We start from the raw sequence: 23,043 nt of genomic DNA, 5'->3' as shown, positions 1-23,043 counted from the left end.
ACGCCGAAGTGGCCCGGCGCACCGCACGCGATTGGAAACGTTACCAAATCACAAACACGAATATATCACCCTCTTATTTTGGGTGTCAACGTGTTGTCAACGATAGTTACCGGTCGCCTCGCCGCAAGGATGCGTCGCCATACAAGGCGAACGGCATCGACCTGGCCCACCGGTTCGAGGACAGCGAGAACGTCAGCGCGCGGACTTGGTGGTACCAGCCGGCCGGCACGTACAGCATGTCGCCGGGATTGACGACGCATTCGATCATGGTCGCCTGGCGCGCCAGCGGGAACCGGTCGAAATCGGGCGCCTCGGGATCGAACGGAGAGCCGAACAGGATGGCGTTGGCCTCGTTCGGGTACAGGAACTCGTCGTGATGGGGCGGCGACAGGAAAATTCGCTTGGTGCCCCATATCTGCGCGAAGATATTATCGTCGTAGTCGCAATGCAGCGGCGTCACCGTGCGGGCGGGGCCAATCCAGAAACGGGGCGGTCCCATTTTGTCGAAATAGGTCGGCCAATGGCACATGTTGTTCAATTCACGCAGTTCCAGATTGCCCAGATAAGGCGGCAGGTCCTGCGTTTCGACGGCGACCAGATCGAGGTATTCGCCCATCGACATATCCTGCATCGCGCGGTCTGCGGCGAACGCGGTATTGATATAGTCCCCCACCCGCGCGCGCACCTGTACCTCGCTGTAGCGATCGCGCAGCGTCTGCGGCGACAGTGCGCATAGCGGCCAGCGGTTGACGATGCCGGTGATCAGGAATGGCAGGCCTTGCGCGGCGCGCGCGCGGAACGCGGCCGCATCGAGCGCGCGCACGCGCGGCACTTCGGAGATCGCCGGCAGCGCGCGTGCGGCGCTGCGTATCGCGTCACGCATCTCCTGGATGGACGTGACGCCGCGAACCTGCGCATCCCTATCTTCGCGCGCCTGTCTTTTGGCGGCGGCCTCTTCCGGCGACGCGGGCCTCGACGCCTCCAACGGCGGCGGCGAGCGCGGGCTGATCCGCGCCGGCGCCACCACTTGGCCGCCGGCCGCCGGATTTTTCTCTTTTGACATAAGCCTTACCTTGAATCCCGATGTTCTTACATGCCGCGCAGCATAACGCATGCTGTCGATTGTTCGCTAGTGCAACGGCAGACGTCACTGTCCTGATATCAGTCAACGCGCTCACCACCACGCCGGCGCAACATGTATCTCGGCCATACCTTGAACGCTTGCTCCTCGCCAAAACCCGGCACATGAGGATCATCAAATAAACGCCCAAACGACTTGCGATTGCAATCAATTTTGATTACATTAAAAGGCTCATCGTGAAGCAAAGCGAATTTGTCCGCTGGCTGACCAAGCACGGCGCGACCTTCGAGCAAGGCACAAAACACCTAAAGGTCTATCTCAACGGAGAAATGACCCTCTTGCCAAGACATCCTGCTAAAGAACTCAAAATGTCGCTTGTTGAAGGAGTAAAAAAGCGACTGAAACTTAAGTGACGAAAGCTCGAATGTTCACAACCCGATCACGCCGCCAGAAGCTTAGCTATAGGAGCTTTAAATGAATTACCCTGCAATCTTCGACTCGGATACTGGAGGCTTCGTAGTGACATTCCGCGACATTCCGGAAGCCATCACGCAAGGCGACGACGAAGCCGAGGCAATCGATATGGCAAAAGACGCCCTCTTGCTGTCGATGGACTTCTATTTCGAGCAAAAGCGTCAGGTGCCGCTACCCTCCAAACCAATGCCCGGCGAACGACTCATCCCGCTTCCGGCAAGCGTGGCCGTTAAAGTCCTGCTGCTCAATCAGATGCTAGAGCAGAACGTCATTCCGTCAGAGCTAGCGCGCCGTATGGATACGACACGGCAAGAGGTCAACCGTCTCATCGACCTCAAGCACACAACGCGCATAGACCGCATTGAGGACGCTATGAAGGCGCTGGGCCGGGAACTAAAGTTATCGGTCGCCTGAAAAGGCCGGCGCGACATCTCAGAAGGTAGGAAAATTTCCTAGACATTGAACGAACGTTCGTTCATTATCCCTGAATGACCACCAAAATACAGCTCGAAAACCGCCGCGAAGCAATCGTGAATGCCGCCATCGGCTGCTTCATCGACAAGGGATTCCACGCCGCCAGCATGCGCGACATCGCCCAGGCGGCCTCGGTCAGCCTCGGCAATCTCTACAACTACTTCCCCGGCAAGGAATCGCTGATTGCCGAAGTGGCGATTCAGGAGCAGGATGAGCTTGCCCCACTCCTGAAAGCGTTACGCGATAAAAACACAGCGGCGAACATCCGCGTGGAAAATTTCCTTGGGGCATACTCGGCGCTTTGCTCTCAACGGGAGTGGGCTGTGCTGGCGGCTGAATGTCTTGCCGAGATCGCGCGAAACGCCGAGCTCGCGCCCGCTTTCGAGGAGAACCAGGCGCGTACGCTTTCCGCCCTTAAAGCCGCGATCGAGGATGGCAACGCACAACGCATATTCACGCCACAAGTCCCGCCAGGCATAGTGGCGCAACTGCTTCTGGACTCCGTGGAAAACGAGGCGATGCGCCGCGTATTGATGCGCAGACCCACACGGTCCGACGCTGAACCCAACGAGGCCCTCAACAAGAAACTGGTGCAAGCGCTACTCGGCATATGACGGCGCCAACGAATCAGCGTCTGGACGGGCTCGACTTAGCCAGGTTCCTCGCGCTCGGTGGAATGATGCTGGTCAACTTCCGCCTGGCCATGCATCCGCCACAAGGATCGCCATGGCTGGAAGCGTTTTTCCACTTTTTCGAAGGCAAGGCGTCAGCGACGTTCGTGAGCCTGGCCGGCCTGGGCCTGGTATTGGCGACCACATCGAAAAGCACGTGGGAAGCATACGGCTGGGTAACACGACGAGCGGTCTTCCTGCTCGTCGCAGGACTGCTCAATCTTCTGGTCTTCCCCGCCGACATCATCCACTACTACGCCGCCTATTTCATGCTCGCGTTGCCATGGCTAAAGGCGGGAAGGACGGCGCTGGCCACCGGCATCGTAGCGGTTGCCACCGTCTCCACTTACTTGCTGCTGACCTTCGACTACGGGGAAGGCTGGGATTGGAACACCCTCACCTACGACTCGCTCTGGACGCTCGAAGGCTTCGTGCGCAATTTGCTCTTCAACGGCTTTCATCCGGTACTGCCCTGGCTGGTTTTTTTCCTCACCGGCATGCTGATGGCCCACTTGCCGCTCCATCTGGCTCGCGTCCAACTGGGCATGGTATGCGGCGGCATATTCCTGTGCCTGCTCGCAGAACTGGTTTTTCACTTGGGCCGGCACAGCGCGATCGCATGGACATTGCACACATCGCCCATGCCTCCCGGCATTGCCTACCTGCTGACAGGCGTGGGCAGCGCCAGCATCGTCATTGGCGCGTGCCTGCTGGTCTCATCAAACCGGACGGCTGGACCATGGAGATTCCTGCTTCCAGCCGGCCGCATGACGTTGACGCTCTACCTGGCCCACATCCTTCTTGGCATGGGCACGCTGGAAGCGGTCGGCGCGCTGGACGGCTCCCGAAGTATTGCAGCGACTACCGTCTTTTCGGTAGAATTCCTCGTCGCCTCAACCCTCGCGGCCCGCTTGTGGAGCCTGAAGTTTCCGCAGGGGCCAATTGAATCGTTGATGCGGTTCGTTACCGGATCGCGCAGCAACCAAGCGCACAGGAAAAATTCAAACAAGGACAAACCAGATGAGTGAATCCAGACGCGAACGAGCCTGTACAGCCGCGCCCGTCCCCACAGCCATTTCCGACGAACTGGAGGGCTATCAATGGGCGCGCGATACCATCGGCGAATCCGGCGGGTCCGTCTACCGGCTTCATGGCAAGGACCGGTCGCCGGACCTTTTCCTGAAGCACGGCAGCGGCGCCATCGCCGACGACATCGCCGACGAAATGACGAGACTGCGCTGGCTGGCGCGAGTTCGCATCCCCGTGCCCGCCGTCGCGCAATTTGTCCGCACGCCCGATCAGGCATGGCTGTTGATGTCAGCCATGCAGGGAAAAACGGCTTACCAACTGCTGGCAACGAGTCCCGAGCAAGGTCCTGCCGTTGTCGACGCGCTGGCGGCATTCCTGCGCAGGCTGCACGCGATCCCGGTGGCCGAATGTCCATTCAACAGCGATCATGCTTACAGGCTTAGCCTTGCGCGGCGGCGCATCGACGCGGGCCAGATCGATGCCAGCGACTTCGATGAAGAACGCGAGGGCTGGACGCCCGAACAAGTCTGGGAGGCGATACAGGGCCATTTGCCGCTCACGCCCGATCCGGTCGTCACCCACGGCGATTATTCGCTTGATAATCTTCTCATCCACGATGGCGAGGTGGTCGGCTGCATCGATGTCGGGCGGGCCGGTATCGCGGATCGCTACCAGGACCTTGCCATCCTGTGGAACTGCCTCGGCGAGTTCGGCCCATCGCTGCGGGAAAGACTGTTCCTGCAGTATGGCCTGCCCACTCCCGATCAACGCAAGCTGCAGTTCCACCTGCTACTGGATGAACTTTTCTGAACCGAATGCCGGTTTGCCGTGAATCGATGTCAGAGCAAGAATCGGATATTTTGTGCGTTCCGTTGCCGGTTTAATGTCGACTCTAATCACCCAGGAGTCCGTCATGAATTTTCGTATCACCGGCCTGTCGCCGACACCATTCCAACCCTACTTCGGCTTGCCGGAAGCCGAACTGGAAAGCCTCGGCATCCGACGTTATGTGGTCGACGCTAAGCCAGGTTTTCCCGACCGTATCGAAATGGTGGAAGCGGAAGTCGGCGAGACGGTGCTGCTGCTGAATCATGTCTGTCAGCCAGCGATGACGCCATACCGCGCTTCCCACGCAATTTTTGTGCGGGAAGCGGCCACGAAGGCTTACGACGCCGTCAATCAAATCCCCCAATCGATGCGCATCCGGCTGCTGTCACTGCGCGGGTATGACGCCAGCGGCATGATGCTGGCCGCTGATGTCGTGCAGGGCACCGGGATAGAGACCGTCATCGTCAAACTCTTTGGAAATCCTGACGTCAGCTATATCCATGTCCACAACGCCAAGCAGGGTTGCTACGCCGGCCGAATCGACCGCGCGTGACGAGGCTGTGGAAGCCGGTTGTCGGCCTCGGCGCGCGGCGCCGGTTTGAGGGCGATGGCACGACGCCCCTCAGCAGATCAGGACTCTTCTTATATTGTAATTTTATATTCAATGTATAGTCGAACTGCGCTTCCCTGGCAAGCTTGGACGGAGCGCCCGTGTCGCACATCGTTCAACCATTGCCTGGAGAAATTTCATGAAACGCATGTTCGCAATACTCGCCTTTTTCACCTTGATGGGCGCCTCGGCGGCAGACCTCAAGGGTACCGTCAGCTTTGAGAACGGCCTCTACACTTACAGCTACGAACTCTCGGCATCGGACTACCCGGTGGAGGAGGTATTGATACTAGTAAAAAGTAACGGCGCAACCTTTGACTTGCACCCGATCTCGTTCAACAGTCCCGGTGCGTGGAATTTCAATACCTACGTCGGGGTCAATCCAAACCATGACGACCTTTTTCCTCCCGTCACCTACTTTGGCTGGGGACTCATCGGCTCTGACGATACAAATGCGGTGTCGGGTTTTTCTTTCACCACGGATGCACCGCCCGCCGCCAACCCGGTACCCATTACCTATATGCTCTTCGCGCCTGATTACCAAGGCGGCCGGCCACCACTTGACGCCTTTTATTTGGGGTCCGTTGTGGCGCCGGATTTCTTAGTCTTACCACCACCAGTACCTGAGCCGCAGACGTACGTGATGCTGCTGGCCGGGCTGGGCATGGTCGGGTATGCCTTTTCTGTCGCAAAATTGCCGCAAAGAATTCGAAATTACTCCTGAAACAGCGATATTGTTTTGCCACTGAGAGTTTCCGCTATACAATTTCAGAATAAATTTAAACAACAATCTGAGACTATGGCCATCCTCTCCACCGATGCGGCAGCACGCCTGCGTGCCGCGACCAACCGCAAACTCAAGATCGCAGTCGTGCTAATTTGCGTCGTTCTGATGACGATCGTTGTCGCCTATTCGGAGCGTGATATCTCGCTGCCGGTTCACACCGGCAAAGTCATGTAACAGGCGTTCCGCTGCGATGACGCGAATTATCGCAGACAAGAAAAAGGTCAATCCGAAGATTGGCCTAAGTCATTGAATCTATTGGTCGGGGCGAGAGGATTCGCACCTCCGCACCTGTGCACCCCATGCACGTACGCTACCAGGCTACGCCAAGCCCGGCGTATCGCATTTATTTGTACGCACGAATAAATTGACACCCAGTTTATTCGTACATACAATAAACCATGAACTACACGCATGATCCAAAGAAGCTAGCCCAGAACGTGGCCAAGCACGGCGTGTGGTTCGATATCGCAGAAGGCTTTGACTGGGAGCACGCTATCGTTCGCGTCGATAGCCGCAATGACTACCGTGAACCTCGGCTCGTCTCAATAGGTCCGATCGGGAATCGCTTATACGTGATGGTCTTCTCTCTCCGTGAAACAGCTGTGCGCATCATCAGCCTTCGAAAGGCCAACCGTAGGGAGGTGAAGGAATATGAAACCCAAGCCTAAAATCATTCCGCCAACCAAGGCAGAGGATGCTCAGATCAACGCCGGCATCGCTGCCGATCCAGACAATCCGGAATGGTCCGCTGGCGATTTTCAGCAAGCGAAGGCGGCGAAGGAATTCTTCGACGCCGGGACTTATCAAAACCTGGTTGCCTTGAAGCGCAGACCCGGTGAGCGCGGGCCGCAGAAAGCTGCAATAAAAGAACGGATCACCATCCGCCTGTCGCCGGAAATCGTCAGCCGCTTCCGGGCAACAGGCCCAGGCTGGCAGACGAGAGTCGATGACGCGCTGGCGGACTGGCTCAGTGCGCACTCACCCGATGAATTGATAGGCTGAGCACATGAAAGGCTACAACCTCAGATGTATGGGCGATCCAAAGAAAAAGGCCCATCCGAAGATGAGCCTAAGTTCTTGAATCTATTGGTCGGGGCGAGAGGATTCGAACCTCCGACCCCGTGCACCCCATGCACGTACGCTACCAGGCTGCGCTACGCCCCGACGAATTCGCAATTATAGCAGCCGCTTTAAGTATTTGTCATGTTTGCTTTGCGCCACAGTGGCATGGAATTCCCTCCCGTACACGGCTAAGATATCCGCCATGTCCGAACAGCCAACCACCCACCTGATCGAGCAAGCCGCCGCCCTGGTCTCCGACGCCGATCTGCTCCTTATCGCCGCCGGCGCCGGCATGGGCGTCGATTCCGGTTTGCCGGATTTTCGCGGCAACCAGGGCTTCTGGCAGGCCTACCCCGCCCTCGCCCGCGCGCGGATGGAATTCACCAGCGTCGCCTCGCCGGACACGTTCCGCGCCGATCCGTCGCTGGCGTGGGGTTTCTACGGCCATCGCCTCAAACTGTACCGAGACACCGCGCCGCACGCCGGCTTCGCCGTGCTCAAGGACTGGGGCGCCCGCATGGACCACGGCTACGGCATTTTCACCAGCAACGTCGACGGCCAATTCCAGCGCGCCGGCTTCGATCCGCAGCGACTCTACGAATGCCACGGCTCCATTCATCACCTGCAATGCCTGACGCCCTGCGACGGCGAGATCTGGAGCGCCGACGATTTTCGACCGGAGGTGGACAACGACGCCTGCCGGCTACTGAACCAGCCGCCGACCTGTGCGCGCTGCGGCACGCTGGCGCGGCCGAACATCCTGATGTTCGGCGACTGGGGCTGGAACGAACGCCGCTCGGCGATGCAGCAGAGGCGTTTGACTGCGCTGCTGGAAAAAGCCCGGCGGCCGCTGGTCGTGGAACTGGGCGCCGGCGTGGCGATACCGTCGGTGCGCCATTTCGGCCAGCGCGTGATCCAGCAGCACGGCGGCCGCATGATACGCATCAATCCGCGCGAACCGCAGGTGGCAAGCACGCACGATGTCGGCCTGCCGATGGGCGCCCTGGCCGGCCTGGCCGCCATCGACGCCCTGCTCTAAACGATTTACACCAATTTGACGGCGATGCCGGACAGGCCGTCGACCTTGCCGGTCAGCGTCTGCCCGCGCACCACTGCGCCCACGCCTTCCGGCGTGCCGGTGAAAATCAGGTCGCCGGGCGCCAGCGCGAACAAGGTCGATAAATTGGCGATGGTTTCGCTGATCGACCAGATCAGATGATCGATGGTGGCCGACTGCTTGGTCACGCCGTCGACGTCCAGCTGTATCGCGGCGTGACCTATATCGCCGGCTTCGGCGGCGCGGTGGATCACGCCGATCGGCGCGGAGTAGTCGAAGGCTTTGCCGATTTCCCATGGCCGGCCGGCGTCGCGCATCTTGAACTGCAAATCGCGCCGCGTCATGTCCAATCCCACCGCGTAGCCGAAGATGTGCTGCGCCGCGTCTTCCACGGCGATGTCGCTACCGCCCTTGCCGATGGCGACCACCAGTTCGCACTCGTAGTGCAGGTTGCTGGTCACTTGCGGATACGGCAGCTCGGCCACCTGCCCCGGCGCGACCGGCACCAGCGCCTGTGCGTCATTGGGCTTGCAGAAGAAGAACGGCGGTTCGCGATCCGGGTCATAGCCCATCTCGCGCGCGTGGGCGGCGTAGTTGCGGCCGACGCAGTAGACGCGGCGAACGGGAAAGAGATCGGTGGTGCCGGCGACCGGCAGGCCGACGATGTCGTGGGCGGGAATAACGTAGGAAGTCATGATGCTCCGATGGCTGGAATGGGAGATCAGCCATGGTACAACAACAAAAACCGGCCTGCTCGGCCGGAAACACTACGAGACAAATTCGTTCGGCCGAATCAGGTCATCAACAGCGCCGTCATCGCGACACGGAAGGATTCGGCCAAAGCCTCGCGGTTCATATTCGGGCGGTTCAGCGCGCGAATGGGCAAACCCTGAAAGTACGAGACGATGGTGTCGACGCGGCCGTCAATCAGTTCGTCGTCCACCGGCAGATTGCGGCGCTCCCGTCCCTCCTTGACCAGCTTGCGCAGCTGGATGCGCGAATTTTCCTCATGCACGCGCAGTTTGTCCGCGATCACCGGATTGCGCGAGGCTTCCGCGTACATCTCCAGCGGCATATGCCACGGCTGCGGATCGAGAGTCTCGTCGATATGGCGGCGCGCATCGTCGATCATGGCTTGCAAGGGATCGTCGCGCATCTGCAAGTCGACCAGCAGCCCGGTGACATACTCGCTCTCGCGTTCGACGATCGCCATGATGATGGCGTCCTTGCTGTCGAAGTAATTGTAGATATGGCCGGCGCTCATGCCGGCCTGCTTGGAAATTTCGGACATGCTGGCGCCGTGAAAGCCACTGCGCGAGAAGCACACGGCCGCCGCCTCCAGCACCTGGTTGCGGCGGTTCTGCGCACGTTCCGGGTCGGTGCGTCGTTTTGCGGGGGTAGTCATGTCGTGTCCTTGGGTCTCTCTCTATGCCTAGGTGCGGAACTGTGGCGATGCCGACCGGGTTTGTCAATCCACCCTTGGGTCGATGCGGCGGGCACGCAACAGCCGTGTGAAATGGCCGCCGCGCCCACCGCCCGCTTGCAGAAGTCTAGCCGCGCGGTGGATTGCCTTGTTGAGCAACCTCAGGTTGCCAACCGCCGCCGAGCACCTTGTACAGGGTGACGGCGTTGCTGGTCTGGTTCAGGCGCGTGCTGATCAAGCCCTGCTGGGCCGAATACAGCGCGCGCTGCGATACCAGCGCGTTCAGATACGTATCGGCGCCCTTGCGGTAACGGGCGTCGTTGATCTTGAAGCTCTTTTCCGCCGCATCCACCAGGGCCTGCTGCGACGCCAGACGCTCGTCGATGGTGCCGCGCGTGGCCAAGGCGTCGGCCACCTCGCGGAAGGCGACCTGGATCGCCTTCTCGTACTGCGCCACATAGATGTCGCGGTCCGTCTTGGCGATGCTCAGATTGGCGCGATTGACGCCGCCATCAAAGATCGGCAAGGTGACCTGCGGCAGGAAGCTCCACGTGCCCGAACCGGATTTGAACAATCCGGACAGGTTGCGGCTCGCGCTGCCGCCGGACGCCGTCAGCGAAATACTGGGGAAGAAGGCGGCGCGCGCCACGCCGATGTTGGCGTTGGCGGCGCGCAGCGTGCGCTCGGCCTGCTGCACGTCGGGACGGTTGCGCAGCAGGTCGGACGGCAGTCCGGCCGGAATCGCGGCCAGTTGCGTGACCGGATTGAGTTCGTCGGCCGGCAGCAGGTCTGCCGGCACGGCGCCGCCCACCAGCAGGTTCAGCGCGTTCTGGTCCAGCGCCACCTGCGCGGTGTAGGTGGCGACGTCGTTGCGCGCGGCCTGCACGCTGGTCTCGGCGTCGTACATGTCGACGCCGGAGGTGACGCCGTTCTCGAAGCGCTTGCGGCTCAAATCATAGGTGATCTGTTGGCTGCTCAAGGTTTCCGCCGCCAGCTTCAGACGCTGCTGGTCGGCCGTCAGGGTCAGATAGGCGTTGGCCACTTCGGCCACCAGGCTGATTTGCTGCGTGCGGCGCGCCTCCTCGGTGCCCAGGTAGGTCTGCAAGCCCGCTTCGGAGGCGTTGCGCACCTTGCCGAAGAAGTCCAGCTCATACGACGGCATCGACAGCCCGCCGCTATACTGGCGCACGATGGCCGCCTCGCCGGTGCCGGTCATATTGGCGGGCGTGCGGCTGGCGCTCTGGCTGACACCCGCATTCACCTTCGGCAGCAGCGCCGCCGTCTGGATGTTGTACTCGGCGCGGGCGCGCTCGATATTGAGCGCCGAGACGCGCAGGTCGCGGTTGTTGGCCAGCGCCAGCTCGATCACCTTGCGCAGGCGTTCGTCGGCGAAGTACTCGCGCCATTGGATTTCCGACACCGGCTTGGCGTCGGCGGCGGCCGGCGGCACGCCTTTATACGCTTCGCCGGCGGGCCAGGCCTGCCCCACCGGGGCGGCCGGACGCTCATACGTCGGCGCCAGGCTGCAACCGGCCAGCAGCGCCAGCGACGCCATGGTGATTAAAGACTTATGCATGATTTTCATGATTAATGCGCCTCCAATTGCGAGGTTGGCGCCGGTGGCGTGACCTTCTTCTTGCTGAAGAAGCCGCGCACCAGCACAAAGAACAGCGGTACGAAGAAGATGCCGAGGAACGTGGACGTCAGCATCCCGCCCAGCACGCCGATACCGATGGCGTTCTGGCTGCCCGAACCGGCGCCGCTGCTGATCGCCAGCGGCAGCACGCCCAGACCGAAAGCGATCGACGTCATCAAAATCGGACGAAGACGCTGGCGCACCGCCTGCAAGGTCGCATCACGCAGTTCGACGCCTTGCTCCTGCAGGTCCTTGGCGAATTCCACGATCAGAATCGCGTTCTTCGCCGCCAGGCCGACCACGGTCAGCAGGCCGACCTGGAAGTACACGTCGTTCGACAATTTAAACAGGAACGTCGCCAGCACCGCGCCGACCACGCCCAGCGGCACGATCAGCAGCACCGAGAACGGAATCGACCAGCTTTCATACAGCGCGGCCAGGCACAGGAACACGATCAGGATCGAGATGCCGTACAGCGCCAGGGTTTGCGAGCCGGAGTCGCGCTCTTCCAGCGACAGGCCGGTCCACTCGTAGCCGATACCCGGCGGGAGCTTCTTCGCCAGGGCTTCGATTTCGGCCATCGCCGTACCCGAGCTCTGGCCCGGCGCCGGAGCGCCCAGGATCTCGCTCGACGACAGACCGTTGTAGCGCTCCAGGCGCGGCGAGGCGTAAATCCACTCGCCGGTCGAGAAGGCCGAGAAAGGCACCATCTCGCCGTCGGCGTTACGGACGAACCACTTCTTCAGGTCTTCCGGCGCCATGCGCGATTCGGCCTGGCCTTGCAGGTACACCTTCTTCACGCGGCCACGGTCGACGAAGTCGTTGACGTAGGCGCTACCCCAGGCGTTACTCAACACCTGGTTGACGTTGGCCACGGTCAGGCCAAGCGCGATGGCTTTCTGCTGGTCGACCGTGATCTTGTACTGCGGCGTGTCTTCCTGGCCGTTCGGACGTACGCCGACCAGCACCTTGCTCTGCGAGGCCATGCCCAGCATCTGGTTACGCGCGGCCATCAAAGCCTCGTGACCGACGCCGCCCGTGTCCTGCAGCTGCAAGTCGAAACCGGAGGCGTTACCCAGTTCCAGCACGGCCGGAGGAGCGAAGGCGAACACCATCGCATCCTTGATCTGCGAGAACGCACCCATGGCGCGGCCGACGATGGCGTTGACGGCGTGGTCGGCGCCCTTGCGCTCCGACCAGTCCTTCATGCGGACGAAGGCGATACCGGTATTCTGGCCGTTACCGGCGAAGCTGAAGCCGGCCACCGCGAACACCGAAGCGACGGATTCCTTCTCGTTGTTCATGAAGTGCTGTTCGACCTTTTCGATCACCTTGAGCGTGCGCTCCTGGGTGGCGCCGGTCGGCAGCTGTATCTGCGTGAACAGCACGCCCTGGTCCTCTTCCGGCAGGAAGGAGGTCGGCAGGCGCATGAACACGAAGGCCAGCACGCCGAGGATCAGCGCGTACACCACCAGCGAGCGGCCGCCGCGATTGAGGATCTTGCCGACGAAGCCTTCGTACTTATGGCTGCTCTTCTCGAAGGTGCGGTTGAACCAGCCGAAGAAACCGGTGTTGATCGCCGTGTGGCCTTTCGGCACAGGCTTGAGCAAGGTGGCGCACAGCGCCGGCGTAAACACCATCGCCACGATCACCGACAACACCATCGCCGAGACGATCGTGATCGAGAACTGGCGGTAAATCACGCCGGTGGAACCGCCGAAGAAGGCCATCGGCACGAACACCGCCGACAGCACCATGGCGATGCCGACCAGCGCGCCACTAATCTGCGTCATCGATTTACGGGTGGCCTCGAGCGGCGACAAGCCCTCCTCCGTCATCACCCGCTCGACGTTTTCCACCACCACGATGGCGTCATCGACCAGCAAGCCGATCGCCAGCACCACCGCGAACATCGTTAGTGTGTTGATCGAATACCCAAGCACCGACAGGATGGCGAAGGTCCCCAGCAGCACGACCGGCACGGCCATCGTCGGGATCAGGGTGGCGCGGAAGTTTTGCAGGAACAGGTACATCACCAGGAACACCAGCACGATCGCCTCGATCAGGGTCTTGACGACTTCCTCGATCGAGATCTTGACGAACGGCGTGGTGTCGAAGGCGATGACGGCCTTCATCCCGGGCGGGAACAGTTTTTCCAGTTCCGCGACCTTGGCCTTGACGGCGGTGGCGGTATCGAGCGCGTTGGCGCCGGTGGCCAGTTTGATGGCCATACCGGTGGCGGCGTTGCCGTTGTAGCGCGACAGCACGGCGTAGTTCTCGCTGCCCAGTTCCATTTTGGCGACGTCGCGCAAGTGCACGGTGGCGCCGTTGGCGGAGGTTTTCAGCAGGATCGCGCCAAATTGTTCGGCCGTCTGCAGGCGGCTTTGCGCCGACACCGTGGCGTTCAGTTGCTGGCCCTTGGCGGCCGGCAGGCCGCCCAGTTCACCGGCGGAGACCTCGGTGTTTTGCGCGGTGATGGCGGCGGTGACGTCGGCCGGCGTCAGTTGATAGCTTTGCAGCTTGGCCGGGTCGAGCCAGATGCGCATGGCGTACTGCGAACCGAAGGCGGTGACATCGCCCACGCCTTCGACGCGGCTGATCGGATCGATGACGTTGGCGGCCACATAGTCGCCCAGGTCGGCCTGCTTCATGCTGCCGTCCTCGGAGATAAAGCCGAGCACCATCATGAAGTTCTTGGTGGCCTTGCTGACCACCAGGCCCTGTTGGGTGACGGCGGCCGGCAGCAGCGGCGTGGCCAGTTGCAGCTTGTTCTGCACCTGCACCTGCGCGATGTCGGGATTGGTGCCGCTGCGGAAGGTCAGCGTGATGCTGATGCCGCCGGTCGAATCGCTCGACGAGTTCATGTAGCGCAGGCCGTCGATACCCTTCATCTTTTGTTCGATGACCTGGGTGACGGCGTCCTCCACGGTTTTAGCCGAGGCGCCCGGATAGGAACCGGAGATCGAGATCGATGGCGGCGCGATGCTAGGGTACTGCGCGATCGGCAGTCCCATGATCGCGAGTATCCCGCCGAGCATGATCACAATGGCGATCACCCACGCGAAGATGGGGCGGTCAATAAAGAAGCGTGACATAAGCTGGCTCCCGTCTTAGTGCGCGCTTTTGGCGGCGGGAGTGGCTGCGGCGGCGGCTGGCGTGCCCGGTGCGGAGCCAGGAGCGGCGGCGGGGGCGGCTGCGGCCACCTTGGCCGGCGCGCCCGGTTTGACTTTTTGCAGGCCCTCGACGATCAGCAGGTCGCCTGCGGCCAGGCCGGATTTGACCAGCCATTTGTCGCCCTGGGTGCCGGAGGTGACCAGCACGCGCTGTTCGACCTTGCCCTGCGTGTTGAGCACCAGCGCGGTGGCCTGGCCCTTCTGGTTGCGGCTCACGCCCTGCTGCGGCACGGCGATGGCCTGCTCGTCGACCCCGGCCTCCACCACCGCGCGCACGAACATGCCCGGCAGCAGATCGTTCTTAGGATTCGGGAACAAGGCGCGCAGCACCACGTTGCCGGTGCTGGTGTCGACCGAGACGCCGGAGAACTGCAGCTTGCCTTCCTGCGCGTACTTGCTGCCGTCGGCCAGCATCAGGGTGACCTTGGCCTGGCCCGATTGTTTCAGGCTGCCGTTTTCCATGTCGCGCTTGAGGCGCAGCAGGTCTTCGCTCGATTGCGTGATATCGACGTAGATCGGGTCGAGTTGCTGCACGGTGGTCAGCGCGTCGGTCTGGTTGGCGGTCACCAGCGCGCCCGGGGTCACCGTCGAACGGCTGATCCGGCCGCTGATCGGCGCGTACACGTGGGTGTAGCGCAGATTGATCTGCGCCTCTTCCAGCGCGGCGGCGGCCGATGCCACATCGGCCTTGGCCTGGGCGTCGGCGGCGACGGCGTCCTCGTAGTCCTGGCGGCTGACGCCTTCGATGGCGACCAGCTCTTTATAACGGGAGACTTTGGGGCCGCTGGTCAGCACGCTGGCCTTGGCCTTGGCCAGGGCCGCCTTGGCCGAGTTGACGCTGGCCTGGTACAGCGACGGATCGATCTGATAGAGGGCGGTGCCGGCCTTGACGTCGGCGCCCTCGACGAACAGGCGTTTTTGTATCAGTCCGTTGACCTGCGGGCGCACTTCGGCCACCTGGAAGGCGGCGGTGCGGCCCGGCAGTTCGGTCGTGATCTGCAGCGCTTGCGGCGCCACCTTAAAAACGCCCACTTCCGCCACCTGCGTTTGAGGTGCTGCGGGCGTGGATTTGGAGCAACCGGATACGAGCACGGTTGCGGTGATCAGGGCTGCTGCCCCGGCCGTCCGCAGGGACGGTTTGCAGAAAAGAGCTTCCATGGCTTGGGACTTTCTGTAGAAATTATGAGCACAAACCATAGAATGAACGATCATTCTAAATATGTCAAGCCGGCACTTAATTCCGCAAGGTAACTTTAAGGGCGATTTAAGAAATTCGCGGCGGGGGGGATGTGGTTGCACAAAGGGAATTTGTCTATAACAGAGGAACTATCTCGATTTTCCGGTGCTACAATAAAATTACTTTCTTTCAGTTATCTTTCAGTCGCGACGCACAGTAAAAAACTTGCCGTTATGACCACCCAGACCGTCCACAGCACCACCCTCGGCACCGGCCTCCGCACGGCCCGGCCCCGGCTCACCACCCTGGTGACGGCCGGTGTCAGCGCCACGGTGCTGCTGACCGTGCTCTCGCTGCTGGTCCTGGTCGACCATTTCGCCTTCAACTACGCCGAGCGCGAAGCCGGCCAGCGCCTGCAGCAACTGTCCTGGCAGACGCGCGACGCCCTCAACCGCGTACAGCAGAAAGCCACCGGCGACGTCCAGCTGCTCACCGATCTGCCGCAGGTGCGCGACGCCCGCTCGCCGGGCGAGGCGCGCGCGGTGCTCGAGAGCGTGCAAAAAGCCTTCCCCGACTACGCCTGGATCGGCCTGGCCGCGCCGGACGGGCGCGTCTACGCCGCCACCCAAGGCCTGCTCGAGGGCGCCGACGTGAGCGGGCGCGACTGGTTCAAGGGCGGGCGCGACAAACTGTTCGCCGGCGACTTCCACCCCGCCACCCTGCTCGGCAAGAAATTGCCGGCCAGCGCGGACCCGTGGCGCTTCGTCGATGCCGCCGGCCCGGTGACGGGCGCGGACGGCAGCGCGCGCGGGGTGCTGTGCGTGCACATGAGCTGGGGTTGGGCGCGGCGCATGGCGCAAACCATCGTGGCGCCGGCCGACCAGGCCTACGCGGCCGACATCTTCGTGGTGCGCGCCGACGGCACCATCATCCTCGGCCCCAAGGGCATGGAGGAACGCAAGCTGGCCAGCGACAGCCTGAAGCTGGCGCGCGCCGGCGCCACCGGCGCGGTCCGCGAAACCTGGGCCGACGGCCGCAGCTACCTGAGCGGCTACTCGCTCACCGGCAAGGCCGGCGATCCCGCCACCCTTGAGTGGTCGGTGATCGTGCGCCAGCCGGAGGACGTGGCGCTGGCCTCGGCGAGGGCGCTGGAGCGGCGCATCCTGCTGCTCGGCGCCATCCTCGGCGTGGCGATGGCCGCCGCCGCCGCCGTCATCGCACGCCGCTACACCCGCCCGCTCAACGCCCTCAGCCGCAACCTCGAATTGCGCTCGGCGGCGCCGGCCGGCGCCGCCGGCCTGCCGGACATCGTCCAGGTCGACAGCTTCCACGAGGTGCAGGTGCTGTCGAGCGCGCTGGCGCGCATGCTCGACAACGAGCAGTCCCATCTGGCCGCGCTGCGCGCGCTCAACGAGAAGCTCGAATCGACGGTGGGCGAGCGCACCCGCGAGATCGCCCGCAAGGCGCTGCAACTGGAGCGCGCGCTGAGCCAGGAGCACAGCACCCAACGGCTGCTGCAGGAACGGGCGGCCGAGCTGCGCGCCATCCTCGACAACGCGCACGACGCCTTCATCGCCCTCGACGAGGGCGGCGTGGTGCTGGACTGGAACCGCCAGGCCGAAAAACTGCTGGGCTGGACCCGCGCCGAGGTGATCGGCCAGCCGCTGGCGGCGATGGTGCTGCCGCCGCTGCTGCGCCGCGCCTACGAGCGCGACATGCGCCAGCTGGCCGAGGCCGGCGACAGCGGCGGCGTCGGCGCGGCCGGCGAGGCGGCCGTGCTCAACCGCCGCGTCGAGGTGACCCTGCACGACCGCGACTGCCGGGAACTGCCGGTCGAGATCTCGCTGGCGTACGTGCCGCGCAGCAGCGGCCACCTGTTCATCGCCTTCCTGCACGACATCAGCGAGCGCAAAAAACTGTTCGCGTCGATGGAGGAGATGGCGCTGCGCGACACCCTCACCGGCCTGCCCAACCGCCGCGCGCTGCTGCAGACCTTGACCGAGGCGACGCAGCGCGCCAGCCGCCTGCGCCAGTGCTGCGCCGTGTACTTCCTCGACCTCGACCGCTTCAAGCAGATCAACGACCGCTACGGCCACGACGAAGGCGACGAGCTGCTGCGCCAGTTCGCCGAACGGGTGCGCCAGACGGTGCGCAAGACCGACACCGTCGGCCGCCTGGCGGGCGACGAGTTCGTCGTCATCGTCGAGATGCTGCACTGCGAGGCCGACGCCCGCGAGGCGGCCGACAAGCTGCTGGCGGCGCTGCGCCGGCCGTACCCGCTCAAGACCGTCACTGTCCAGCTCGGCGCCAGCATCGGCATCGCCGTCCACCACCCGGACGACCCGCAGGATATCGAAATGCTACTCGGCCGCGCCGACCGCGCCATGTACGTCAACAAGCAGCAGGGCTTGCAGCGCATGGCGCACGGCTAGCCTGCGGCCGCTCGCGCGGCGCTTTGTTCGCTAACGTACACATCTTTCATATCAAAAACCCTTCTTTCCCCGTTTCCGGTAATATTTAAGGCACCTCAAGGCCTCGGATTCGACCATGGAAGCACAAAACAGCGTCACCAATCTTTTTCTCGCCACCGGCGTGCCGGGCCTGGACACCGTCCTGGCCGGTGGCCTGACGCGCGACCGGCTATACCTGGTTGAGGGCGAGCCGGGCACCGGCAAGACCACCCTGGCGCTGCAATTCCTCAACGAGGGCGCGCGCCAGGGCGAGACGGTGCTCTATATCACCCTGGCGGAGACGGCGGTCGAGTTGCGCAGCGTGGCCGAGTCGCACGGCTGGGACATGAGCGGCATTGTCGTCGAGGAAATCATCCCCAACGAGAACGCGCTCGATCCCGATCAGCAGTACACCATCTTCCATCCGTCCGAGATCGAACTGGGCAGCACCACCCAGCGCATCGTCGGGGCGATCGAAAAATACAAGCCGCGCCGCGTGGTGCTCGACTCCTTGTCCGAGCTGCAGCTGCTGGCCGAAAGCCCGCTGCGCTACCGGCGCCAGGTGCTCGCGCTCAAGCAGTACCTGACCAGCCGCTCCTGCACCACCATCTTCCTCGACGACCGCACCGCCCTGTCGACCGACCTCCAGGTGCGCAGCGTGGCGCACGCCGTGCTGACGCTGGAGCTGGCCGACCAGGCCTACGGCGCCGAGCGGCGCCGCGTGCGGGTGGTCAAGTACCGCGGTATCGCCTTCCACGGCGGCGCCCACGACTACAAGATCGTCAAGGGCGGCCTGCACGTCTATCCGCGCCTGGTGGCGGCGGGCACCCGCGTCGAAAGCCAGCGGCGCCAGCTCTCGAGCGGCCTGCCGGAACTGGACCAGCAGATCGGCGGCGGCCTGGAGGAAGGCATGAGCACCTTGATCTCCGGCCCGCCGGGCACCGGCAAATCGTCGCTGGCGGCGCAGTTCATCCACGCCGCAGCGCAGCGCGGCGAGGCCAGCGCCATGTTCCTGTTCGAGGAGGCGCGCAACAACATGCTCAACCGCTGCGCCAACCTGGGCATGGACTTGAGCGGCGCCATCGACAGGGGCCTGCTGACGGTGCAGCAGATCGACCCGGCCGAACTGGCGCCGGGCCAGTTCTCGCACGCGATCGTCGAGGCGGTCGAACGCGGCGTGCGCATCGTCGTCATCGACAGCCTGAACGGCTACCTGAACGCCGTGCCCGACGAGCGCTTCCTGACCATCTACCTGCACGAGCTGCTGACCTATCTGGGCCAGCGCGGCGTGGTCAGCATCATCGTCGGCGTCCAGCAGGGCATGATCGGCACCGGCATGACCACCTCGGTCGATGCCAGCTACATCGCCGACAACGTCATCATGCTGCGCTACTTCGAGGCCGACGGCGAGGTGCAGCAGGCGATCTCCGTGTTCAAGAAGCGCGGCAGCGCGCACGAGCGCACCATCCGCCGCTTCCGCGTGGACAAGGGCGGCATCAAGGTCGGCGCGGTGCTCAAGAACTTCCACGGCATCCTGACCGGGGTGCCGACCTACACCGGCGACGTCAACGGTAATTCCACCGACGGCGCCCATGGCTGACACGATGGAAACCCGCATCCTGATCCATGCGCCGATCGGCCAGGACGGGCCGCTGGCGGCCAAGGTGCTGGCGATGGCGCAGATCGACAGCCACGTGTGCACGACCCTGGCCGACCTGGCCGCGCAACTGGAGCTGGGCGCCGGCGCGGTGCTGACGGTGGAGGAAGCGTTGGACTCTGGCGGCTTCAAGCTGCTGCAAGAGTGGGTGGCGCGCCAGCCCGACTGGTCGGACCTGCCGATCGTGCTGCTGACCCATCGCGGCGCCGATTCGCAGACGGTGCGCCGCGCGGTGGCGGGACTGGGCAACCTGAACCTGGTCGAACGGCCGGTGCGCACCCTGACCCTGATCACCGCGCTGCACTCGACGTTGCGGGCACGCAACAAGCAATACCAGGTGCGGGAGGCGGCGCGCCGCAAGGACGAGTTCCTCGCCAGTCTGGGCCACGAGCTGCGCAACCCGCTGGCGCCGATCCGCACCTCGGTCTCGCTGCTGACGCACCTGTATCCGGACGCGGCGCCGGTGGCGCGCATCCGCGACATGGTCGAGCGCCAGGTACGCCTGCTGACGCGCCTGGTCGACGACCTGCTCGACGTCGCCCGCATCACCAGCGGCAAGATCAAGCTGCAACGCCAGCTCGTCACCCTGGCGTCGGTGATGAACCATGTGAGCGAACTGTGCGCGCAGGCGGCCGCCGCCAAGCGCATCCACGTGGCCTGGCAGTTGCCCGCCAGCGAGATCATGCTCAACGCCGACTATGCGCGCGTGGTGCAGATCTTCGCCAACATCCTGTCGAACGCGATCAAGTTCACGCCGCAGGGCGGCAACGTGGTGGTGCGCGCCGTGGTCGAGCGCAACAATTTGACCGTGTCGCTGCGCGACAGCGGCATCGGCCTGGAGGCCGAGACGATCCCGCGCATCTTCCGCATGTTCGAGCAAAGCAACACCGTGGTGGGCCAGTTCTCCAGCGGCCTGGGGATAGGACTGAGCCTGTCGCGCCAGTTCGCCGAAATGCACGGCGGCACAGTCGAGGCCTACAGCGAAGGGGTGGGCAAGGGCAGCGAATTCGTCATCCATCTACCGGTCGTCAACGACAGCGGCGCGCGCGAACCGGTGCCGCTGGCCTCGCCCGCAGCGTCCGCCGATGGCCGCAAGATGAAGGTGCTGGTGGTCGACGACAACACCGACGCCGCCGATTCGTTGTCGGCGCTGCTGGAGATCGACGGTTTCGACGTGCGCACCGTCTACGACGGCGCGGCCGCCGTGGCGATGGCCGCCGAGAGCCAGCCGGACATGATCATCATGGATCTGGGCATGCCCGGCATGGACGGCTACGAGACGGCGCGGGCGATCCGCCAGCGCCCCGGCGCCGAGCGGATTTTGATGCTGGCCCTGACCGGCTGGGGCCAGAGCGACGCCCGCCGCCGCACGGTGGAAGCCGGCTTCGACCACCACCTGGTCAAGCCGGTGGAACTGGAGCAGATCGTGCGCCTGGCCGGCGCGCGCCAGAACCGCGAGCAGGTGCAGGCGGCGCGCTGACAGGGTTTTGGTGACAGCCGCCGCTTACAGCGGCTTGACGTTGACCGTGGCGCCTTGCAGATACAGGGCGTTGGTCGATTCGAAGCCGGAGTCGGTGCCCAGCACGATCCAGAACTTGCCGTCCTTGTCGGCCTGCAGTTCGACCGCCTCGTCCGACTTGCGCTCCTGCGTGGCCCACTTGCCGCCGCTGCAGCCCAGGCCCTCGCCGCCCTGCACGCCGATCACCTTGCCCTGGCGTCCCGATTCGGCCTGGTTGCCGCGCTCGAGGTTCAGGCGCAATTCGTCGTTGGCCTGCTTGACCACTTTCGGCTCGTCGGCGCTGGCCGCGACCACCATCCACATGCTCTCGCCGCGCGAGCCGCCCACACCAAAGCAACCGGTGCCCGCGTCGGTCGCGTAGCGCATCGCGAACGTCACCGCGTACTTCGCGCCCGGCACGAAGCCCGCCACTTGGCGTTTGACGAACGTCATCACATCGTCGCTCTTGTTGGTCGAGATCAGGTAGTAGCCCTTGCCCGTCAGCGGCGCCGGCAGGTCCTTCCACGCGGCGGCCACGTCGATCGGCTTGGTCTCGGCGGTGAAGTCGGCGACGTCGGCGCTCCAGCCGTCGATGCCGGCGTTGAAGTCGACCGTGATGACCGAAGCGACAGGCTTGGGCGGCACCACCGGCTCGGGCGGTTTGGCCGGACCGACGACGACATCGGTGCCGCCGCCGCAGGCCGACAAAGCGAGCATGCCGGACAGCGCCAGCATGGACATGAGTTTGGTTTGCTTGAACATTGTTTTCCCCTGGTTTTAGAAGACGCCCTCGTGAGGCGCCGACGTGCAGTCTAAAGAAAACTTGTCAATTTGAATCAGTAATTTGTAACGACTAGTAAGTTACAATTTATAACTTTTAGACGGGGCGTTTTTTGGTAGAAGCTTATCGGCGCGCGCATTTTGCGCGATACACTGGTGGTTTTCCGCCCTTACCCAAATGACAGGAGCAATGAAAATGTCTCACGACAGCGCGGGCGCCGCGCCGAAAGAGCAAGACGTTTCCGTCACCGTGTCCGGGGTGAAGGTCGCATGCCGATTCACGCCGTCCGATGGCGACGCCGCGGGCGCGGTGTTGATCGTTCCCGGATCGCTGTTCAGCGACGTCGACGGGAACTATCCGACGATGAATATGCGCCCGCATGCGTATGCGGATCTGGCGAGGCATTTGAGCGCGCGCGGCTTCGCCGTGCTGCGGATGGCCAAGATCGGTCCCGGCACCGGATCGCAGACGATCAATGCGGTCCTCGCCGCTTCCCATATCGATTTCCTGACGCGGGTGGCGGTCGCCAGCGCCGGCCTGGCGCTGCTGCGTGGCAGCGTCGGCGCGAGGCCCGTCATCGTCGCCGGCCACAGCGAGGGCGCGGTGGTGGCATCGCTGCTGGCCGGCGGCATGGACGGGCGGATGATCGATGGCGTGGTGAGTTTGTCCGGCCCGGCGTTGCCGATCTTCGCCGTCATGCGGGCGCAGATCGCGGCGATGGCGCCGGCCGGCATGGCGCCGGACATGGCGCTGTTCGACCGCACGGCGGCGGCGATCCGCGCCGGCAACCCGCTGCCTCCCGAGGCGGCGCGCGATCCACGGACGGCGATGCTGGCGACGATGCCGCCGATGGGACACGCCTATCTGCGCAGCGCCGACCGCGTCGATCCGGTGGCGGCGCTGGCCAAGGTGCGGCAGCCGGTGTTGATCATCCAGGGAGGGCGCGACGAATCGGTGCCGCCGGAGCATGCCGAGGCGCTGCGCGCGGGACGCGGCGGGCTGGAGACCGAAGTGGCGCTCTTCCCGACGCTGAACCACTTCTACAAAGCGACACCGGCAGGCCTGCCGCCGATGCAATCGATGCTGTTGGGTACGGAAAGCGACACGGCGGTGGCCGACGCCATCGCCAGCTGGTCGCGCCGGTTACCCCACAGTTCCACGTAGGGCGGATTAGC

The 23,043-nt window shown here is 63.4% G+C and carries 22 protein-coding genes and 2 tRNA genes; 15 read left to right on the top strand and 9 right to left on the bottom strand.

Annotated elements, in window-relative coordinates:
- Nucleotides 1-106: 106 nt before the first annotated feature.
- Nucleotides 107-1,063 carry a cupin-like domain-containing protein gene (locus NHH88_10345; GenBank protein ID USX16150.1) on the bottom strand — a complete coding sequence of 319 codons (957 nt, stop codon included), beginning with the start codon at nt 1,061-1,063 and terminating at the stop codon, nt 107-109.
- A gap of 254 nt (nt 1,064-1,317) precedes the next feature.
- Between NHH88_10345 and NHH88_10340 the strand changes: the two genes are divergently transcribed.
- The 8 genes from NHH88_10340 to NHH88_10305 all read left to right on the top strand — a co-directional run bounded on the left by NHH88_10340 (nt 1,318) and on the right by NHH88_10305 (nt 6,128).
- Nucleotides 1,318-1,494, top strand: coding sequence for an mRNA interferase (locus NHH88_10340; protein USX16149.1), 177 nt, complete (start codon nt 1,318-1,320; stop codon nt 1,492-1,494).
- Between the two features lie 61 nt (nt 1,495-1,555).
- Nucleotides 1,556-1,969 (top strand): type II toxin-antitoxin system HicB family antitoxin, encoded by a 414-nt coding sequence (locus NHH88_10335; protein ID USX16148.1) that lies wholly within the window; start codon nt 1,556-1,558, stop codon nt 1,967-1,969.
- 74 nt (nt 1,970-2,043) lie between these two features.
- The gene (locus tag NHH88_10330; protein USX16147.1) at nt 2,044-2,643 is read left to right on the top strand and encodes a TetR/AcrR family transcriptional regulator; all 600 of its coding nucleotides are present in this window, start codon (nt 2,044-2,046) and stop codon (nt 2,641-2,643) included.
- Between the two features lie 62 nt (nt 2,644-2,705).
- Nucleotides 2,706-3,728 carry a DUF418 domain-containing protein gene (locus NHH88_10325; protein ID USX16146.1) on the top strand — a complete coding sequence of 341 codons (1,023 nt, stop codon included), beginning with the start codon at nt 2,706-2,708 and terminating at the stop codon, nt 3,726-3,728.
- Nucleotides 3,721-4,539 (top strand): APH(3')-I family aminoglycoside O-phosphotransferase, encoded by an 819-nt coding sequence (locus NHH88_10320; protein ID USX16145.1) that lies wholly within the window; start codon nt 3,721-3,723, stop codon nt 4,537-4,539. Before NHH88_10325 ends, NHH88_10320 begins: the two co-directional genes overlap by 8 nt.
- Nucleotides 4,540-4,642: 103 nt before the next feature.
- Complete coding sequence (locus NHH88_10315) at nt 4,643-5,110, top strand: DUF1203 domain-containing protein (protein ID USX16144.1); 468 nt, start codon at nt 4,643-4,645, stop codon at nt 5,108-5,110.
- A 196-nt stretch (nt 5,111-5,306) separates the two neighbouring features.
- On the top strand, nt 5,307-5,891 hold the full coding sequence (locus tag NHH88_10310; protein ID USX16143.1) for a PEP-CTERM sorting domain-containing protein: 585 nt from the start codon (nt 5,307-5,309) through the stop codon (nt 5,889-5,891).
- A 75-nt stretch (nt 5,892-5,966) separates the two neighbouring features.
- Nucleotides 5,967-6,128: a hypothetical protein gene (locus NHH88_10305; GenBank protein USX16142.1), complete on the top strand. Its 162-nt coding sequence runs from the start codon at nt 5,967-5,969 to the stop codon at nt 6,126-6,128.
- An 82-nt stretch (nt 6,129-6,210) separates the two neighbouring features.
- Here the strand turns inward: NHH88_10305 and NHH88_10300 are convergent.
- A tRNA-Pro gene (locus NHH88_10300) sits at nt 6,211-6,286 on the bottom strand.
- 66 nt (nt 6,287-6,352) lie between these two features.
- Between NHH88_10300 and NHH88_10295 the strand changes: the two genes are divergently transcribed.
- Together NHH88_10295 and NHH88_10290 are read left to right on the top strand one after the other, a co-directional pair.
- Complete coding sequence (locus NHH88_10295; GenBank protein USX16141.1) at nt 6,353-6,622, top strand: BrnT family toxin; 270 nt, start codon at nt 6,353-6,355, stop codon at nt 6,620-6,622.
- The gene (locus tag NHH88_10290) at nt 6,606-6,956 is read left to right on the top strand and encodes a BrnA antitoxin family protein (protein ID USX16140.1); all 351 of its coding nucleotides are present in this window, start codon (nt 6,606-6,608) and stop codon (nt 6,954-6,956) included. Before NHH88_10295 ends, NHH88_10290 begins: the two co-directional genes overlap by 17 nt.
- A gap of 85 nt (nt 6,957-7,041) precedes the next feature.
- Here the strand turns inward: NHH88_10290 and NHH88_10285 are convergent.
- Nucleotides 7,042-7,118, bottom strand: a tRNA-Pro gene (locus NHH88_10285).
- A gap of 100 nt (nt 7,119-7,218) precedes the next feature.
- On the opposite strand from NHH88_10285, the gene NHH88_10280 reads away from it, so the two are divergent.
- Nucleotides 7,219-8,055 carry an NAD-dependent deacetylase gene (locus NHH88_10280; GenBank protein USX16139.1) on the top strand — a complete coding sequence of 279 codons (837 nt, stop codon included), beginning with the start codon at nt 7,219-7,221 and terminating at the stop codon, nt 8,053-8,055.
- Nucleotides 8,056-8,060: 5 nt separating this feature from the next.
- Here the strand turns inward: NHH88_10280 and NHH88_10275 are convergent, their stop codons facing one another.
- The 5 genes from NHH88_10275 to NHH88_10255 all read right to left on the bottom strand — a co-directional run bounded on the left by NHH88_10275 (nt 8,061) and on the right by NHH88_10255 (nt 15,463).
- A complete protein-coding gene (locus tag NHH88_10275; protein ID USX16138.1) occupies nt 8,061-8,768 on the bottom strand; it encodes a fumarylacetoacetate hydrolase family protein in 708 nt (235 codons plus the stop codon).
- A 98-nt stretch (nt 8,769-8,866) separates the two neighbouring features.
- Nucleotides 8,867-9,478, bottom strand: coding sequence for a TetR/AcrR family transcriptional regulator (locus NHH88_10270; protein USX16137.1), 612 nt, complete (start codon nt 9,476-9,478; stop codon nt 8,867-8,869).
- 145 nt (nt 9,479-9,623) lie between these two features.
- Nucleotides 9,624-11,072 carry an AdeC/AdeK/OprM family multidrug efflux complex outer membrane factor gene (gene adeC / locus NHH88_10265; protein ID USX16136.1) on the bottom strand — a complete coding sequence of 483 codons (1,449 nt, stop codon included), beginning with the start codon at nt 11,070-11,072 and terminating at the stop codon, nt 9,624-9,626.
- A gap of 11 nt (nt 11,073-11,083) precedes the next feature.
- Nucleotides 11,084-14,227 carry an efflux RND transporter permease subunit gene (locus NHH88_10260; GenBank protein USX16135.1) on the bottom strand — a complete coding sequence of 1,048 codons (3,144 nt, stop codon included), beginning with the start codon at nt 14,225-14,227 and terminating at the stop codon, nt 11,084-11,086.
- Nucleotides 14,228-14,242: 15 nt separating this feature from the next.
- Complete coding sequence (locus NHH88_10255; protein ID USX16134.1) at nt 14,243-15,463, bottom strand: efflux RND transporter periplasmic adaptor subunit; 1,221 nt, start codon at nt 15,461-15,463, stop codon at nt 14,243-14,245.
- Between the two features lie 252 nt (nt 15,464-15,715).
- On the opposite strand from NHH88_10255, the gene NHH88_10250 reads away from it, so the two are divergent.
- The 3 genes from NHH88_10250 (at nt 15,716) to NHH88_10240 (ending at nt 21,069) form a co-directional block, all read left to right on the top strand.
- Complete coding sequence (locus NHH88_10250) at nt 15,716-17,914, top strand: diguanylate cyclase (protein USX16133.1); 2,199 nt, start codon at nt 15,716-15,718, stop codon at nt 17,912-17,914.
- Nucleotides 17,915-18,029: 115 nt separating this feature from the next.
- Nucleotides 18,030-19,532: an AAA family ATPase gene (locus tag NHH88_10245; protein USX16132.1), complete on the top strand. Its 1,503-nt coding sequence runs from the start codon at nt 18,030-18,032 to the stop codon at nt 19,530-19,532.
- Nucleotides 19,525-21,069, top strand: coding sequence for a response regulator (locus NHH88_10240; protein ID USX16131.1), 1,545 nt, complete (start codon nt 19,525-19,527; stop codon nt 21,067-21,069). The genes NHH88_10245 and NHH88_10240 overlap by 8 nt, the downstream gene beginning before the upstream one ends.
- A 24-nt stretch (nt 21,070-21,093) precedes the next feature.
- On the opposite strand, the gene NHH88_10235 is transcribed toward NHH88_10240, so the two are convergent.
- The gene (locus NHH88_10235) at nt 21,094-21,849 is read right to left on the bottom strand and encodes a hypothetical protein (protein ID USX16130.1); all 756 of its coding nucleotides are present in this window, start codon (nt 21,847-21,849) and stop codon (nt 21,094-21,096) included.
- 214 nt (nt 21,850-22,063) lie between these two features.
- Between NHH88_10235 and NHH88_10230 the strand changes: the two genes are divergently transcribed.
- Nucleotides 22,064-23,032, top strand: a complete 969-nt coding sequence (locus tag NHH88_10230) for an alpha/beta fold hydrolase (GenBank protein ID USX16129.1) — start codon at nt 22,064-22,066, stop codon at nt 23,030-23,032.
- Nucleotides 23,033-23,043 lie beyond the last annotated feature (11 nt).

It is taken from the genome of Oxalobacteraceae bacterium OTU3CAMAD1, from assembly GCA_024123915.1.
Taxonomy (GTDB): domain Bacteria; phylum Pseudomonadota; class Gammaproteobacteria; order Burkholderiales; family Burkholderiaceae_D; genus Rugamonas.
Note: the sequence above shows the minus strand (reverse complement) of the source record. Positions and strands in the feature narration are given on the sequence as shown.